The organism is Stenotrophomonas sp. TWI1183 (genome assembly GCF_039673115.1).
Taxonomy (GTDB): Bacteria; Pseudomonadota; Gammaproteobacteria; order Xanthomonadales; family Xanthomonadaceae; genus Stenotrophomonas; species Stenotrophomonas maltophilia_AA.
Genome location: NZ_JBDJKZ010000012.1, coordinates 21,601 through 38,728 on the forward strand (window position 1 = coordinate 21,601; position 17,128 = coordinate 38,728).

6 protein-coding genes are annotated in these 17,128 nt (G+C 69.5%); 1 reads left to right on the forward strand and 5 read right to left on the reverse strand.

Annotation, left to right across the window (positions count from 1 at the left end; all coding sequences use genetic code 11):
* Positions 1-41: 41 nt before the first annotated feature.
* The 4 genes from ABE434_RS12295 to ABE434_RS12310 all read right to left on the reverse strand — a co-directional run bounded on the left by ABE434_RS12295 (position 42) and on the right by ABE434_RS12310 (position 16,170).
* Complete coding sequence (locus ABE434_RS12295) at positions 42-13,664, reverse strand: filamentous hemagglutinin family protein (RefSeq protein WP_346479026.1); 13,623 nt, start codon at positions 13,662-13,664, stop codon at positions 42-44.
* Between the two features lie 189 nt (positions 13,665-13,853).
* Entirely contained in the window at positions 13,854-14,879 is a 1,026-nt protein-coding gene (locus ABE434_RS12300) for a DUF4880 domain-containing protein (protein ID WP_346479027.1), read from the reverse strand.
* Entirely contained in the window at positions 14,876-15,406 is a 531-nt protein-coding gene (locus tag ABE434_RS12305) for an RNA polymerase sigma factor (protein ID WP_176987909.1), read from the reverse strand. The genes ABE434_RS12300 and ABE434_RS12305 overlap by 4 nt, the downstream gene beginning before the upstream one ends.
* Positions 15,406-16,170 carry an STN domain-containing protein gene (locus ABE434_RS12310; protein WP_346479028.1) on the reverse strand — a complete coding sequence of 255 codons (765 nt, stop codon included), beginning with the start codon at positions 16,168-16,170 and terminating at the stop codon, positions 15,406-15,408. Before ABE434_RS12310 ends, ABE434_RS12305 begins: the two co-directional genes overlap by 1 nt.
* A 71-nt stretch (positions 16,171-16,241) precedes the next feature.
* Between ABE434_RS12310 and ABE434_RS12315 the strand changes: the two genes are divergently transcribed.
* Entirely contained in the window at positions 16,242-16,589 is a 348-nt protein-coding gene (locus ABE434_RS12315; RefSeq protein WP_346479029.1) for a hypothetical protein, read from the forward strand.
* 3 nt (positions 16,590-16,592) lie between these two features.
* Here ABE434_RS12315 and ABE434_RS12320 read toward each other — a convergent pair whose 3' ends face one another.
* Entirely contained in the window at positions 16,593-17,057 is a 465-nt protein-coding gene (locus tag ABE434_RS12320) for a hypothetical protein (RefSeq protein ID WP_346479030.1), read from the reverse strand.
* Between the last annotated feature and the right edge of the window lie 71 nt (positions 17,058-17,128).

Here is a 17,128-nt window from a genome sequence, read left to right on the forward strand (position 1 = left end):
TTGGCCATGCGCGCTGGCCAAGGGCAGGAAAGACGTCGTCATCACTGTCGCTTCGTCGTCGCAGCATCGAGGCGGGCGCGCTGCTCGGTGCTCAGCTCACCCATGCCGACCACCTGCACCACGCTGTCCGGGTCGTAGCGATCCTCGTGCTTCGGCGGTGCCACGCTGCTGGTTTCGCTGCCGAAGCCCAGCACCTGCACGCTGATCGTGGAGGGGCGGGTCTGCTGGGTCTGGCGCTTGACCATCTCCTGCGCCGCCTGCACCGCGGTGTTCGCCGCCGCGCTGGCCGAGGTCAACGCACTGACGTTGACCGCCGCGACCACCGGAATGCCCACTGCCTTGCCCTGCACCTGGATGTTGTCGGCGTTGAGCACCTGCAGCGCGGCCAGGTTGACGTTGCCGGAGACACGGATGCCGGCCTCGCCTGCATCGATGGTGCCCAGCGGCGCGATCAGGTCGATGTCGCCGGGCGGAATCTCCGCGATCGGGTTGAGCGTGGCGATGCCCGCACCGGTATTGGGCGTGTTCGGCGACAGCGCGACGTTGCCGACGGTGTCGTAGACGCGGCGCTGCGGGGTGTAGACCACCGTGGTCTTGCTGCCGCGGCCGGCATTGATGTCGCCCTCGGCCGACCACGCCAGGATGTTGCCGCCGAAGGTGGTGAAGATGCGGCTCTGCCCGAGCAGCAGGCTGCCGCGCGAGTAGATATTGATGTCACCCTCGCCCTGGGTGAGCACACCGGAACCGGCCCCCGGCAGGAAGCCACCGTCCACGCCCACCAGGGTGCGACCGCCGGGCACCAGCAGATGGATGTCGCCGCCGAAATCGGTGTGGATGCCGGCGTCGTTGACACGGTAATAGCGCACTCCGGTGGTGGGGCGACCGGCGGCAATCCAGTCCGCTTCGCTCAGGTAGGTCTGACCCGGTTTCGGGCGGCGGCCCGCCGCCGATTCGAGCACGCCCTCGTAGTACAGCGCACTGCTGAACATGGTCAGGTCGCCCTGGTAGGCGATCTCGCCCCCCTTGGCATCCTTGGTCGGCAGCAGCGTGGCGATCGCCTCGCGGCCGCGCAGATAGCTGCCTTCGCGCGGTCCGTCGACGGCGGTGTACTCACGGCCGGCGGCCTTCAGCTCCGCGTAGTACACGTTGCGCAGGAATGCGCTCTGCTGCTCGGCGGGCAGCGCGGCGAAGAAAGCCTGCGCGTCCATGCTGGCGGCGTCGAAGTGCAGGCCGCGTCCGTTGGCGCCTCCGAAGCGGCCGGTCAGCCAATTGACCAGGTGCAGTTGGCTCTCCAGCTTGAACTCCCGGGCGAGGTCGCGGCTGGCGGCCGTGCCGCCGCTGGCCACCGCCGTCGCGTGCGCCTGGTCCAGGGCCTGCTGCTGTTGTGCCAGGAACGCGGCGGCACCGGCCTCATCGCCGCCGTAGCCGAACTGCGCCTGCAGCCACTGCGCCAGCGACACCGCGCCGCCGTAGACACGGACGACCTTGCCGTCCTGATCGCCCAGCGCGCGGCCGGGATCGGCGAGGTTGGCCGCATCCAGATAGCGTGCGGCGAAGGCGTTCCAATCCGCGCCGTGCTCGCCAAGACCGGCCGCCACCGCGATGCTGGCGCCGCTGCTGCGGTCGCCGGGCGTGGCGCCGGTGACCGATCCCAGGCTGCGCAGTTCGCCCTTGTCGGCCATGTACACGTCGCGCCCGGCGCTGATGTCGAGCAACCCGGGGCCGGCGACGTAGAACGTGCTGAAGCGGATGTCGCGCCCGGCCTGCACGACCGACACGTCATCGGCACTGGTATGCACGATCAGGTTGCCGCGTGCGGTACCGCTGGCGATCGCCGTGGGCCGGGGCTCGGCGGCAGGATCGCCGCGGTTGATGGTGCCCATCCAGCCCAGCGCACCGTCGGCATTGCCAAACACCGTGCCGACGTTGTCGAAGGCACCCAGCGGAGTGCCCGAGTTCACGATATCCCGGCCGGCACGGATGGCGACGGCACCGCCACCGTCGTACCAGGTGTTGGTGATATTGGTGGTGACACCGTTGTTGAAGACGCCGTACTGGGTATCGACCACACTGCCGCTGCGCAGCCCGACCAGATCGCCATGGAGCGCGTAGTAGCGCGAAGGCGTCTGGCCCACGTGCACGTAACCGGACGCGGTCGGCGAAGTGAAGGAGAACAGCGGATAGATCTGCAGGGAGCCGTTGCCACGGTTGCCTGAAAGCAGCACGCTGGGTGCCAGGGCGCCGGTACTGACGTTGTGCAGGAATTGACGCCCGTACCACATCTCCTGCCCCAGCCCGACGAAGCCGGGATTCCAGGGATTGGGCAACGCGGTCGGGTCTGCGCCGGAGGTGGCAAAGCCGGTGCCGTTGGCATAGATCGAGCCGGCCGCGAGCAGTTCCAGTTGACCGGTGCCCTGTGCGTCGAACTGCCCGTTCACCGGCGACGGCGCCAGTACCACGCCCGCCACGAAGTCCTCGTTGTTGGTGCCGGCGGTCGAGGCCGTGCGGGCGCGACCGTAGTAGATGCTGCCGCTGGCAGCCACCGCGCGCAGGACCGAGGGATACACGTGATTGCCGTCGGTCGCCCGGGCGTCGGTGCCAGCGTTGCGGTCCTGCATTGCCAGCGACGGCGTCAGGTTGCCGCCGGCGGCCATCAGGTCCACCGCGGTGGACGGGGTCCACAGCGAGAACCAGCTCCAACCGCCGTCCTGGTAAGCGTTGCCGCCCACGCTGAAGGGGGTGCCATTGTTGAACTGGGCGACCCGCCCCGGATCGGAGACGGTACCCAGTACCAGGTCGCCACGCGCATCCAGACGGGCGCCGGCATCGCCGAGCACCAGCACCGGACCACCGGCTGCGGTAGCGGCCGTTGCGGTATACACGTCGTAGGGACGCGACTCCTTGGCGTCCTGGCGGTTGCCGTAGCGCAGTTCCACGCCGCCCACCGACCCGGCTTCCAGCCGCAGGGCACCGCGCAGGTTGGTGAAGCTGCCATTGACGTCCAGTCGCTGGACGTCGTTGACGGTGATCTCGTTGGCCACCGGGGCGCTGTTGCTGCCCGTGAACGAGCGCAGCGCGGGGTCGGCATTGAGGCCCCCGCCGATGCGGATGTCCAGATCGCCGCCGCCGGTCTGTACCAGCGCGCCATCGGCGCTGACCCTGCCGGTGCTGGCAACGGTCAGGTTCAGGCCCGCGCTGCGGGTGATGTACGCCGCGCCATGATCGCCGCGGCTTTGCAGCATGCCCGCATCGCCGCCCGCCTCCAGCAGCAGGTTGCCACCACCGAGCGTGCCGAAGCCGGTGAACCCGACCAGCTGCGGCATGTTGACGAAATTGTTGTAGTAGTTCGCGTTGTCGGGTGCGGCAACGTACGTGCCGAAGTTGATCCACCATGCGGTCGGCAGGCCTTCCGCACCGGGCTGCACGCTGCCGGTACCCTGTCGCCACAGCCAGTTGCCCACCGATGCGCTGGTGCTCAATCGCGGTGTGGCGATTCCCAGCGTTTCCGTACGCGTCAGCGCTCCCTGACGCCCGATGCTGTCGCCCGAGATGTGGCCACCGGCGCGCAGCAGCAGGTTGCCACCTGCTTCGGGATACCACGCCTGGTACAGGCTCTGGCTGCCGCCATCGACAAGGTGCTCGAACACCTCGCCGGCATCTCCCAGCACGCTGTTTCCAAGCGGATTGGCATTGCCGGGGGCGACGCGCGCGCGCGCCTGGTTGTACGGATCGCCCCCGTTGCCGGCCAAGGCAGCCGACGGAGTACCGGCGGTGTAGACGCCATACAGCGAGGTGGTGGCGATGTCCTTGCCGGAGACCAGACGCAGGTCGCCGGTACCGGTGCGCACCACGCTGGGCAACTGTTCACGCCCGGGCAGTGTCCTGAACTCGGTGTCCGGCGGGACCTCTGGGGAGTCGATGGCGGCCAGACCTTCGAAACCGAGATCGTTGAGGTTCTCCGGGCCGCTGCTGATCAGGCCCAAGCCCATCATTTCACTGAGCTGATCATCAGTGAACGCAGCGCCGGAGGTCGGCACGAAGCTCAGGATGTTCTCACCGAAGTAGGTGATCAGCATCTCTTCGAACTGCGCTACATCGCCCCAGACATACGTGGCCGGCGAGCCGGTCCCGGGAATCTCCACCACGGCGCCCCCCTGGCCGTAATGCGGATCGGACAGGCGCAGGCTGCCGGTGCCGGCAGGATCCACCGTCAGGCGATCCGCGGCGGCCATATCGGCGCCCGCCACCAGGCTGATGTCCCACGATTGCGACCCGGCCGCCAGCATCGGCGCCAGTGCCCAGATGCGACCCTGGTTGCCATCGGCGTCCACCGGTCGCAGGTTCACCGTGGTGGCGTCGCCGGGCAGCTTGACCTCGGTGTCGCTGGGAATGAAGGCGCCCTTGGCCAGGCCCAGGTCAGCGGCCAGGGTGACCAGATTGCCGAGTGGCGACGCCGGCAGGGCCACACCGGCCGGCCAGGTCATCGCCGCGATGCGGGCGGCCAGCGGCAGGCGCAGGCCGGCCGACAGACGCGCGCCCTGTGGCAGCGTGACCGCATCGGCCAGGACCGTGCCTGCCGCATACAGCAGCGCACCGGAGGCATCGTGGACGGCCGCGCCCAGTACGGTGCCCTTGGCCAGCGCCAGCGGCAGCGCGAGACGGGCGTCGGCGGGCAACAGGGTGCCGGCGGCCATCTGCATGTCACCGATGGGCAGGTCGTAGTTGAGCACCTTGCCCGAATTGAACACGGTGCCGGCGGCGAGCGTGACCAGGCCGCCATGCGGAACCACCACGTCGCTGCCGAACAGCTGGCGGCCGGCGGTGAGGTACCAGCCGTTGTCGTCGAACGTGGTGCCCAGGCGACTGCCATCGAAACCATCGCTGATGCTGCCGAACACCTCCAGGTCGCCCTGCGCGCGCAGCACCAGCGCACCGGCCTCACCGGAGCCGCGCACGCCGGTGCGCTGGCTGCCGGGGTTGAGGCTGGCGTAACGGTGCGCGGACAGATCCAGATCGCCATCCACGTGCAGATTGCCGTCTGCATTCACCGCCAGGTCGGCCACGACCTCCACGCCCGGGCGCAGGTGGAACGCATCGCCGTACGCGCGCAGGCCCGCCAGGCGCTGATCGACCAGTGCGCTGTTGGCGAGTGCTGCGTCGATGAAGGTGGTGCTCTGCGCATGCAGGCGGTCCAGGTACGCCTGGTCGATGACCTGGTAGGTTTCGCCGCTGGTGCTGGCCTCCGTGCCTGCCGCTGCGCTGTTGTCGGTGATGAAGGCATTGAGCTGGATCGTCTTCGCACCGTCGATGCTGATCAGGCCGCCGGCCGCGATCGCCACGTCGTTGCCGCCCACGCGCGGCGCGTTCAGCGCCACCGTGCCGACATTCCTGCTGCTGCCGGCCACGCGCAGGTCCATGCGTGCGCCACTGGCGATGGCCAACGTGCCACGCCCCGAATCGATCTCGATGGTGGCGCGGTTGGGCGCGTCGATCGCCGCCCCGTAGCTGTCGCGGCGCAGTACGCTCGCGCTGGCATCCAGCACGGCCGCGCTGCCCAGGGTGACGCCATTGCGCGCGGCCAGACGGATGCTGCCGGCCTGTTCGCCACTGGCATCGACGGTGCCGTTGACCCACAGCTGACCGTTGTCCAGCGCGATGTTCACCTCGCGCGCCACCACTTCGTCGCCCAGCGCCAGATCACCCTGGCCGATGCGGAAGCTGCGCCCACCGGTAACGCCATCGCGGGTCAAGCGCGAATTGAGCCCACTGAAATCGTTGATCCCCTGCCCGTGCAGGTCGATGCGCCCGGCGCTGTACGGCACCTCGGTGCCACCGGCGTCGTAATGCCCACTGCTGCTGCCCAGCAGCTGGCCGGCCAGATCGAGGGTGCCTGCGGCGGCGTGTGCAGTGAACGTGCCGGCGCGGTTGTTCTGCGCGGCCAGGCTGATCTTCGCGCCGCTGTCCTGCTGCACGTCGCCCTGCCGGCTGTCGATCAGCACGTCACCGCCCCAGCTGTACTTGGCGGTGTCGAAGAAGGCGATGCGGCGGCCGGCGAGGTCCAGCTGCGCGCCATCGGCGAGGCGCACGTCGCCCTGCGCCGCGAGGCGCAGTTTGCCGCTGGGCAGCAGCACGGCGGTGTCCAGCAGCAGGCTGCCGTCGCGGCTGTCCAGCGCGATCTCCGCGCCCAGCGCGGCGGCCAGGGTCGCGTTGTCGGGCGCGACGGGCGCGCCGTTGCCGGTGACATGCAGGTTGCCCCCGGTGGTGATCGTGTTGACCGACCCGGCTGCGCCGGTCAGCAGCGGCGTGTTGACGAACAGCTCGCCGCCACTGCGGGCGTAGGAGCGGGTATCCGCATTCCAGTCACCCTGGGTCTCGAAGATGCTCAGGCTGCCCTTCTGGTTGGCGGTCACGCGGCCGGTGGCGTTGAGGTGCACGCCGGCGAAGCCCAGCGCAAGGCGGTCCTGCGCGCGCACGGTATCGGGCTGGGTACGCGGGCCGTAGCCGAACACGATGTCGCGGGCATCCACCACCAGCTGGCCGTGGCCGGTGCCCGGGCCGTCGGCGACGATGCTGCCGGCCGGCGCAAGTGCACCGCTCCAGATCAGCGTATCGGTATGGATGCGGGCCACTGCGTCAGCGTCGCCATACCCGTAGATGGCAGGCGTGCCCAGCACCAGCTGCTGCAACGCCGACTTGCCGGTGACTGCATCGTACGTGGACAGCGATACATCGCCGTAAAAGTTGACCGACTCGCGTGCGGTCAGCGACAGCGCTTCCAGTGCCGGCGCGCCGACGCTGGTGTCGCCCAACAGCAGGCGGCTGAGCACGTCCTGGTTGAGCGTCATGCCGGCCGGCAGCGTGCCGCGCGCGGTGGCGTCGGCGATCGCCTCGGCACTGCCGACGTTGATGCCACCGACCGCCAGTGCCAGGTTGCGGGTGCCATAGCGCACCGCATCGCCCAGCACGAAGCGGTTGTCGGTCGCCGTGGCGATGGTGCCTTCGGAGTACAGACGGGTCGTGCCCGCGCATCCGCTGAGCACGGCGCAGGCGCCGATCTCGATCGCACCGGCGCCGTTGCCCTGGCCGTCGACCGCTTCCGGCGCCAGCAGGTTGATCTGGCCGTTGGAGACGGCCAGCAGCGCAGAGCGACCCGGCGTATAGATGTAACCTTGCGCGGCGTCATAGGCGGCGGCGCCCTGGCCCAGCGTGTTGATGCCCGCGCCCTGTTCCAGGGTGATGCCACCCGCCTGGCGGCCAGTCATCAGGAAGACCTCCGCCGCCTCCAGCTGCGCACCGGCACGCATCACGATGCTGTTGCTGGACCCGCCGCCTTCGATGTTGATCACGTTGGCCGATTGCAGCGAGCCGTTGGCCGGATTGGCGTAGGTGCTGCGCAGGCGGCCGCCGATTTCCAGGCGCGCTGCGCCGACCCGGTTCAGCTCGCTGGCATGCATGGAAATACCCGCGAAGTCCTCGGTCGCTTCCGTGCCGTCGGCGAGAATTTCGTAGTTCGTTGCATTGAACAGACGCGCGACCGAACCGGTGCCCGCCGTGGCGGGAGCATCCAGCACCGTGGCGTTGAACCGCAGCGAAGGCAGCTCCAGCGAGCCGGCCACATCCGGGCTGGTCACCATGAAATTGACCGCCTTGGCGTCGCGTTCCAGCAGCGGGCGCGGCGCCCCTTCGCGCGCGGCCTGCTGCAGCGCGAAGGTGGCGTAGCTGGTTTCGTTGTACTGCGAGTAGGTGCGCAGGGTGTCGGCGGCGGTCACCACCCACTGCGTGGGCAGCGTATCGCCGCTGCCGGTGTTGGCGACGCTCTGCCGCGCCGAGGTGCTCCACGAGCCGTTGCGCATGGCCTGGGTCGTGCCGAACGCGGTGGCACTGCCGGCAAGGCCGTTGCGTTCCACGCGGAAGGCACCCGGCAGCAGTGCATAGCTGGACGGCAGCAGCGTATAGGTGCCTGCCGGCAGCCCGGGGATGCCGGCGCCGAGGGTGATCTGCTGGCCGATGGCCGGATCACCGGCACCGCGCTCGGCACCGATCGGGGCCTGCCCGGCCTGTATCCCGGGCAGGATGGCATATACCGGGTTGGTGGACAGGCCCGGCAACGTGAACCCATCGCGGTCCATCTGCACCAGCGGGTTGAGGCGCGCATCGGTGGAGCCACCGCGACCAGAGAGGAACGCCGCGCCGGTCAGTTCGCCGCCGCCGGACAGATCCAGCACCGCGCCGGCCTGGGCGTTCACCGCGTGCGAGCGGAACTCCACCGCCGGTTCACCGCCCACGCCCTGGTAAGCCACGTCGACGCCGTTGTAGTTGTAGACCAGCCCGTCGACCGTGCCGCCGTAGGGCATCACCAGGCCGTTGGCGCTGACCGAGGTGACGCTGCCCGGCAGCAGGTTGACCACGCCGGTGTAGCCGGTGCCATCGGCGCGACCCAGAATGATGTTGCCCAGCGGCGCGCGCAGTACCCCGCCCTGGTTGATGGTGGCGGCACTGAACGTCATCGTGCCGAACACGCTGTAGGGCTGCGGCGGCAAGGTATTGCCGATGCGCTGGATGTCCAGCATGCGGTCCGGATCCAACTCGGTCGTGAGGGTGCCCCATTCGTTCAGCAGGGTCCGCAGGCCCACGGTGACGTTGCCGCTGCCGTAGATCTGCGCCGCCGCCAGGGTGGTGTCGCCGGGCGAGAACAGGTCGGCCTCGCGCAGGCGCAGGTCGCCCTGGCTTTCGATGCGCACCGCGCCGAACGCGTCGCGCTTGACCGCCAGCGGGTCGACCGCGTTCTGCACGATTTCACCGTTCGCGCCGAAGCCGACGATGCCGACCACATCGACCAGGCTGCCTGCGAACGTGATCGACGCCGCGTCGGCGAGCGCGGCCACGCCCAGCGAGCCTGACGCCGGGCTGATATTGCGCGAGCCGGTGACCGGGTTGGGCATGATGGTGTTGTCGGGCTGGCGGCGCGCCGAACCGGCCAGGCGCAGATACGGTGCGGACAGATGCACCTGGCTGTCGCGCGTGGCATCCGTGGACAGCCCCAGCGCGCTCGCCGTGAGGTACAACGCCTGGCGCATGTCCAGCGCCACGTCGCCATCGAAGCTCAGCAGGCCATTGACGTACAGCGAAGCGGTATCGAAGCCGCCGGCCTGGATCGCATCCACGCCGTAGCGGGCCTTGCCATAGACCAGGGTTGGATCGAGCTCGCCGGCAACGGCCTCCGTGCCCAGGCCGCTGCCGCTGTAGTGCTGTTCGATCACCAGCTCACGCGGGACGCGCACGCCGTCGGCGACCTCGATGCCCTTGCCGCTGAAGCGCTCGACCGGCCCGTAGATCGGCGTTTCAAGATTCAGCGCCAACGTGCCACCGCGCGCGCCGCTGCCACCGGCGGCGGCATGCAGGGTGCCGTCGACGAACAGCCCATTGCTGGCACTCAGCGCGATGACGCCGCCGTGGCTGGCAATGGGGGTCGTGCCGAGATCGGGCAGGTCCAGCACCGCCTGCGCACCGGAGGCGTCCAGGCGGGCGCCCTCGCGCACCATCACGAATGCATCGATCGCCGGAAGGTTGCGCGATGCGAGGTCATGCCGTGCGCCGACCTCGATCGTGCCGCCCGCCAGCACCTGGCCGTGCCGACCGCCGGCTTCATCCAGGGCCGTATAGGCCATGCCGGACACGTCGAGCACGGCCTGCTCACCGATCCAGATCGAGCGCGCGTTGGGCGTGCCCTTGGGCAGGTTGAGCAGACTGCCTTCGCCCAGGTCACCGCCAAGTACCGTGATGCGTCCACCGCGGGCCTGCAGGGCACCGTCGAGGGTGATCTGTGCGTTGCCGGTCAGGGTGATGGCCTGGCCGGGATCGACGTTGATCCGGCTGTTGCGGCCGATCTCCAGATCGGCCGCGTTCTGCGGCGTGCCGGCGGTCAGTGACAGCCCGGCGCCCTTGCGCAGAATGACCTCGCCGCTTTTCGGATCGTCCTGCTGCAGCGGTGGCAGCCAGACCGACAGGGCATCGTCAGGATCGGCACCGGTGGCCAGCGCACGCGCGGCAGCGAGGTCGACCTGCAGCAGCGGCATCGCCACGTCCAGGTGCGCCCCCTCGACCACCTTGACGCCATCGCGGCCCACCACGTTGTACTGCTTGAAGCCGCTCTGGAACAGACCGGTGTCCAGCGCCAGGAACGACTGCACCGGCACATCGCGCTGCCAGACCGTGCCGACCGGCAGGCGGGTGCCGGCCGGGACCGTGATCGCGGCAGTGGCCACGGTACCGGCGACGTAACGGGAGGTCTGTGCCGGAATCGGCAGACCACCGGGGAATACATTCGCCGGCAGCACATAGCCGGCCGGCAGGTCGGTGATGGTCCACAGAGTGGTGCCCGCCGGCAGGATCTCGCCGGCGGACCGGACCGGACCGTAGTCGGCCAGCTGCACGGCAGCCGGCAACAGCCACGGTGCCTGTGTGGTCACCGGCTTGGTGCTGCTGACCTCGGGCCGGATCGTGAGCGGCATCGGTTTGCCGCCGGCCACATGGGTAATGGTGATGGAGAAGCTCAGCGGTATCACGTCGCCCGGCTGGAGCGTGACGTCGGCGGCCAGGCGTACCGGCAGCGTGCTGGCCTGGCCGGCGGCCAACTGCTCGATCGCATCCGGCACGTCGCCACCGATGCTGACCATCGTGCCGTTCTCGATGTTGAGCGCCCCGCCGCCCTTCACGCCGTGGCCGCGGATGCTGCCATCAAGCGACAGCACGCCGCTCCCCATATTCTGCCCTGCGGCCAGGGTGATGCTGCCGCCCTTGCCACCGGTTACATCGCCCTCCTCGCCCATGGCCGCACCGGAGGACACGTCGATCACGCTGCCCTTGCCCAGGGCCACGTTTCCGGTGCTGCGCACCGCCACGCTGCCGCCGTCGAGGAACGGCAGTCCGCCGATGGCCGCCGGGTCCTGCGCCTGGTTGGTCCACAGGCCACGCGCGTCGAGGGTCACGCCATCGCCGACCAGCACCTGGTGCAGCAGGGTATCGCCGGGACGCGCGCTGATCGGCAGATCCTGCCACTCGATGCCGCTCGAGGTGCGCTGCACGACCATGTCACCCAGTGCGATGCTGCCGCCCCGGGCACGCAGATCGGCGTTGATGCGGACATCGCTGGCATGCAGGGCGATCGTGCCGCCCAGCGCAACCTCGAGCGCCTGGTCGACATCGATGCCGGCGTGCGCGTACACCTCCACGCCGCCGAAGCGCTGCGCGTTGAGCCAGGCCGCGTCAAGACCGATGACGCCGATGCCGGAGACACTGGCTGCATCTCCACCGATGGCCACATGTTCGGCCAATGCGGCCGGGCCGAAACGCTGCTGTCCGCTGTTCTTGTCGTAGTACGGCAGGTAGCTGCCGATCACCAGTTGACCCTGGCGTGCAACGCTGGTCTGCCCCTGCTGGTAGCCATCCAACGCAGCATCGCGGGCGCGTTGCTGGCGGTCGCCCTGGAAGGTGGTGGTGTCCACGTCGCCCTGCAGCTTCGCTGCACGGGTGGCGACGATCAGCCGGCCGGCATCGCGGCCCACGGTGTAGCCGTTCTCCAGCCTGCGCTGCGGTGCGATCAGCGGGTTGTAGTAGAACTCGGTATTGCCCCAGCGCGCATGGGTATCTTCGAACCCGCGGTACAGCCCGCTGTAGAGCAGATCGCCCGGCGCGGTGGAGGCGTTGTAGAGCTTGCCGTCGGCACCCTTGAGGTGGGTCAGGTTGACGTAGCCGGTCTGCACGTCCAGCGCGCCACCGGAGAGGTTGATGCTCGAGCCACGCTGCGTGGTCACGTTGCCGCCGGAGAACTGCACGGTCCCGCCCTGCGCCGACCACTCACCGATGCCATGGCCGGTCACCCCCAGGTAGCCGCCGACTTCCAGCAGGCCACCGGCGGTGTACCAGCGATCCGTCTCATAGCCGTTGGTGCCGGCCGGCACCATGACCAGATCGCGGCGGTCAAGCCAGATGTTCCTGCTGTTGAGCGATTTGTCGTCACGGTTGAGCGCGGCGTCACGCTGCTCGTTGCCCTGCACGTTGATCTGGACGTTGTTGGCCTCCATCGCGATCTTGACCCCGACGTAGCCGGCCACGTCCAGGCGCGCGCCCTGGCGGACCTCGCTGTCGACGGCGTCGACGAAGATCTGCCCGCCCGTCGCCAGCGTCAGGCTGTCGTCATCGAAGGCGACCTTGCCGCCTGTGCTGATCTGCACCAGCGACTGGTCGCGGCGATGGGCGATACCGTCGCCGACCTTGTCCGATTCCTGCACCAGCGTTTCGCGCTGGACGTCCAGCGCGGTGGTGGCGCTGGCATCGAGCACGATCGCGGTGGTGCTGCCCTGGTCCAGCAGGACGCTGCCGGTGGTGTCGGCGCGTTCGTTCTGCAGGTGTATGGTGCCGCGGGTATGCACCGAGCTGGTCGAGATCAGTGCACCCTGCTGGCGCACGTCATGGCCGGCCAGGGTGATGTCGCCGGTGCTGGCCTGGATCAGGCCGCTGTTGCTGACCACGCCACTGGCGGTGGCCACGACGGCATCGGCTGCCACCGGCTTGCGCAGCGTGGTGACCACGTTGCCACGGGTGGTGGAGGTCTGGTTCTGGTCGGTGCCCATGCCCTTGCGGATCACGAACGCATCGCCGGCGGCCAGCGTGGTCTGCCCATTGGCGGTGGTGATCTGGCCGTGGTTGTGCACCTGGCGGCCGAGCAGCAGCACGTAGCCGCCGCCTTCGGTGACCGAGGTGGGCACCGCCGTGGTGATCTGCGCACCGCGCTCCACCACCACGTCATCGGTGGCCGCACCATGGGCGAAGCCGTTGGTGGTGGTGGTCAGTTCGTTGCCGAAGGTCGGGATGAAGGCATTGCCCTGCGCGTCGCTGTACAGCCCCTTGCGGAACTGAGCGTCGCTGATGTTGACCGCTGCCGCCGCGAGGTTCTTGACGTTGACCTGGCTGCCGCCGTCGAACACCACGCCATTGCGGTTGACCAGCATCACCGTGCCCTGGCCCTGGATGCGGCCGAGAATCTGCGACGGGAGCGCGTTGGGATCATTGACCCGGTTGAGCAGCGACCAGCTCGCCTGCTGGTCGAAATCGACCACGGTGTTGCGGCCGACGTTGAAGGTCTCCCAGTTGAGGATGGCCTTGTCGCCGGTCTGGGCGATGCTGACGGTGGTGGTGCCGTCTTTGCTGCTCTGGGTCGGAGCGCTGGCGTTGAACCAGCCGCGCGTCAGGGTGTCGTCATCGATCTTCAGCCCGCCCTCGCCCAGGCCATCGGGCACCTGGCCGGCGCGCAGCCGCGCGGCATCGCGCGCGGTCTGCTGCATGCGCTGCTGCATGGCGATCGCCTGCGCGGCCGTGTTGAGGTTCTCCAGCGAGGTCTTCAGCGTGTCGCGGGCCTGCTGCGCCTGCTGGTCGGTACGCACCAGGTTGGACGGCATGCCGTTCGGCAGGCGGCCGGTCTGCGCGGCGGTCTGCTGCTGCACGCCCTTGTTGGCGAACCATGCCGGGCTGAAGGCCTGCTGCGCGTTGACGCCCGCCGCGACGCCACCGGCCATCAGCAACACCGCGATGGCCTGCGACAGCGCGCGCACCTGCGGCACCTGCGGGGTCGTGCATCCGATCGAACCGCTCTGCTGCTTCACCATCGCTGTCACCCGTCGCAATATCGTTCGCTGATAAGGGCAAGCGCGTGCTTCCGTCCTGCAGCGCGATCCCGTCCATGGCAGGAGCGAGCGTGGCAGTGCAATGCGATGCGCTTGTTACGAGGGATAAGACGGGGGCCGGTGACAACGACTGAACCGTTGCAACAAAAAATTCATCTGCGCACGCGCCGCTCAGCTCAACAGCACGACACCGCCGGGCATGCTCACCACCTTTGCGCCATAGGCGTCGCGCACCAGATCGATGAAGGTATCGATGCGCGCCAGTGGAATGCGCGCTTGTACGCGCCGTGCAGGCAGTGCGCTGCCGGTCAGCACGATCCGGCCGGTGCGGTAGCGGTTGATTTCGTCCACCACGTCCTGCAGCGGCTGATCATCGAAGACCAGCCAGCCGCGCCGCCACGCGTCGATGCCATCGGTCGGCACCGGTGCCACGGAGGCGATCCGGTCCGCTGTCAGGCGTGCCTGCCACGAGGGCTGCAGCACCACGGTGCGTGGGCCACGCACCAGTTCGGCCCGCCCGGCCAGGCAGGTGATGCGGGTGTCGCCGCCGACGCAGCGCACATTCACCCGCGCGCCCGGCGCCGGCATCAACCGGGCACCGTCGACACCGATCACGAAGCCGGTGGCCGCCGAGGCCGGCAACGCGAACTGGGCTTCGCCCTCGGTCACCACGATCCTGGCCGAACCGTCGGCGGGACGGCGCATCGTGGTGCGCGCGGCCATGGCCACGGCGACACTGCCGATGCTGATATCGCGGCGCTCGCCGGTGGCGGTGCGGTAGTCGGCGCCCAGCGCGTCCAGCGCCGGCCACAGGCCCAGCGGCGACTGCACTGCCACCCAGCCGACCGCGGCGGCGGCCGCAGCGCCGCCCAGGAACGCGCGGCGGCCGGGATTGAAACGGCGGGGGCGTTGCCGCACCGGGAGGGCGGCTGCGGATGTGCTCAGCGGCACGCCAGCGTTCACCGCCGGTGCCTCCGCGGGCGCGGCACTGGCCTGCAGCGCCGGCGCCAGCGCTGCCCACAGCCGGCGTGCCTGGGCGAAGGCCAGCGCATGGCCGGGGTCCTGCGCGCGCCAACGTCGGAATGCCTCGGCGTCGGCGGCCGTCACCGGGCCGGTCTGCAGGCGCAGCAGCCAGTCGTGTGCCTGCGCCTGCAGGTCGGCGGAAATCGGGGCGGGCGTGGTCTTCATATCTGTCATGACGGTTTTCCCGCCCCGGGACCGAAACGCTGCACGAGTGGCCGGTCCAGCCGACCTGCGCAGTGCTGCAGCGCCTTCTTGAGGTCCTTGCCGATCATCCGCGAGGAGACCCCGTGCTGATCGGCGATGGTGTCGATCGGCTGCTGGTCGATGCGCGCGGCGATCAGGATGGCGCGCTGGCGCTCGGGCAACTCGCGCAGGGCCTCGGCCAGCGCCGCGATCTCGGCCTGGCCATGCGCCACGTCGGACGGGTCCAGGGAATCCGGCGTTTCCTCCATCAGCGCCTCCACCTCGGCACCGGTCAACACCCGGCCATGGGCGATGCGTTGATCGGTGGCGGCATTGAGCGCCATGCGGAACAGATACGCCACCGGATTGCGCTGCGGCTGCGTGCTGCCCATGCGTTCCACGCGCAACCAGGTCTCCTGCAGCGCATCCATGGCCAGATCGTCCGAGCCCAGCCGGCGCCGCAGGCGTTTGCGGAAGGCCTCGTAGTGATCCAGGAACAGGCTGCGCAGGCCCGCCATCACCGGCTCCGGCACGGGGGCGTCGCGCCGGTCGCTTCCGGCAGCAACAACAGCGTGATCGGTTGAGGCAGGTCGGCCGGCAGGCCCGGCAACGGCAGGTCGCGCACCCGCCGGACGATCGCCGCGTCGCGCACCGGGTCGCCGGTGGACGCCAGCAGTTCCGGCGCGCGGATGCGTCGATCCGGTTCGGTCAACCAGAAGCGCAGGCTGGCCCGATAGCTGCCCGGCCGGGTCAGTGCCGTAGCGCACAGCGCCTGCTCCAGCGAGTGCTGGATCACCTGGGCGCCGCGCTGGCGGGTCCGCTCGGGCAGGGACGGTGCACGCATGGGTGTGGCATCGGGCAGCACCTCGTCGGCGTCCACGGATCCCACCGGCACCAGGGTGAACGCACCGTTCTCCACGAAATGCGGAACCAGCCCGGTACCGCTCAACATCCGCTGCAACGCGTCGCGCCGGACGTACCGCCCCGACAGCGCGGTCGAACGCAGGCCACCCAACAAGCGGGCATCGATCAGTACCGCCACCCCGGTGATCTCCCCATACGACTGCAAGGCCTCCGGCAGCGGCTGCGCCGGAACATCGAACGTGTACTGCGTGTGCGCGGCATCGATGGCGTCCTGGGCCAGCGCCATCGCCGGCGGCCAGGTCATCGCGAGCAGGAGAAACAGCCAGCCACACGGGCGCAGAGAGTTCCTGCGCCGGCCGCCGATGCGCTTGCCTGCCCGCCCCTGTTGGTCATGCGCCCCGGTGTCATCAAACTGCATGCAAGACGCGCCAGCATCACAACGCCAAGCCGGTCACGTTAGGTCGGTTTCATTGCAGAGCGGTGACAGCCATGCCGGACCTTCGATCACCCACCGCAGCGGGCCTGTGCATCGCCCTGCTGGCCGTGTCCTGGGTCGCCCGCGCGCAGGCAGACCCAGCGCCGGCCTGCATCGAGGTGGAGGTCAACGGCGAGCGCATCCGCGATTACGCGTGCTTCAGCCGGCTGCTCGCGCCTGCGCCGGCCTCGGTGGCACCCGCGCAGGCATCCGGCTCGCTGCTGATCGTCCGCCAGCCACCGTCGGCGTTGGGGTTGGCCCATCGCGCTGCTACCCAGCAGCGCATGGGCACTGCGTTCGGGATGTCGACGCAGCCGCAGCGCCCGCCGCCACCGCCGCCACCGGTCCGGCCGGGGCGATGACGCTCAGGGGACGGGTGCGTCGCCCGCCGCAGGGGATGCCAGGGACAGCCCGAGGTTCAGCGGCTGCCGCATGTCCGGCGGGGGCGCGGCGGGCAAGGGCGTGTCGCGCAGCAGCGCACGCAGATCGGCATCCGCCACGGCGTCACCCAGCGAGGCGAAACGGCTGTCGGTGATGGTGCCACTGGCATCGATCCACAGCGATACCGTCAACGCAGCAGCCGGATCGCTGCGCTCGGCCAGCCGGGCCTGCAAGCGCTCGACGCGCGGATCCGCCGGGTCGCCCAGGCGCTGCGACACTACCTCACCGGCCTGCGCGGCGTAGGCCATCCAGTGCGCCGGTGCGGCATCGGCTGCCGTGGCCCCGCTGGCCACGACCAGCCCACCCAGCACGCCCCAGCGACGGGCCTGCCGCCACCACTGCTGCAGCCGCTGCCGCCACGCATGCGTGTGTACTGCCACCACCGTCATGTTGCCCACCCCGAAAAAGAAACCGGGCCGCGCAGGGGCGGCCCGGTGGGCGATTACCGTGCCATGCGTCC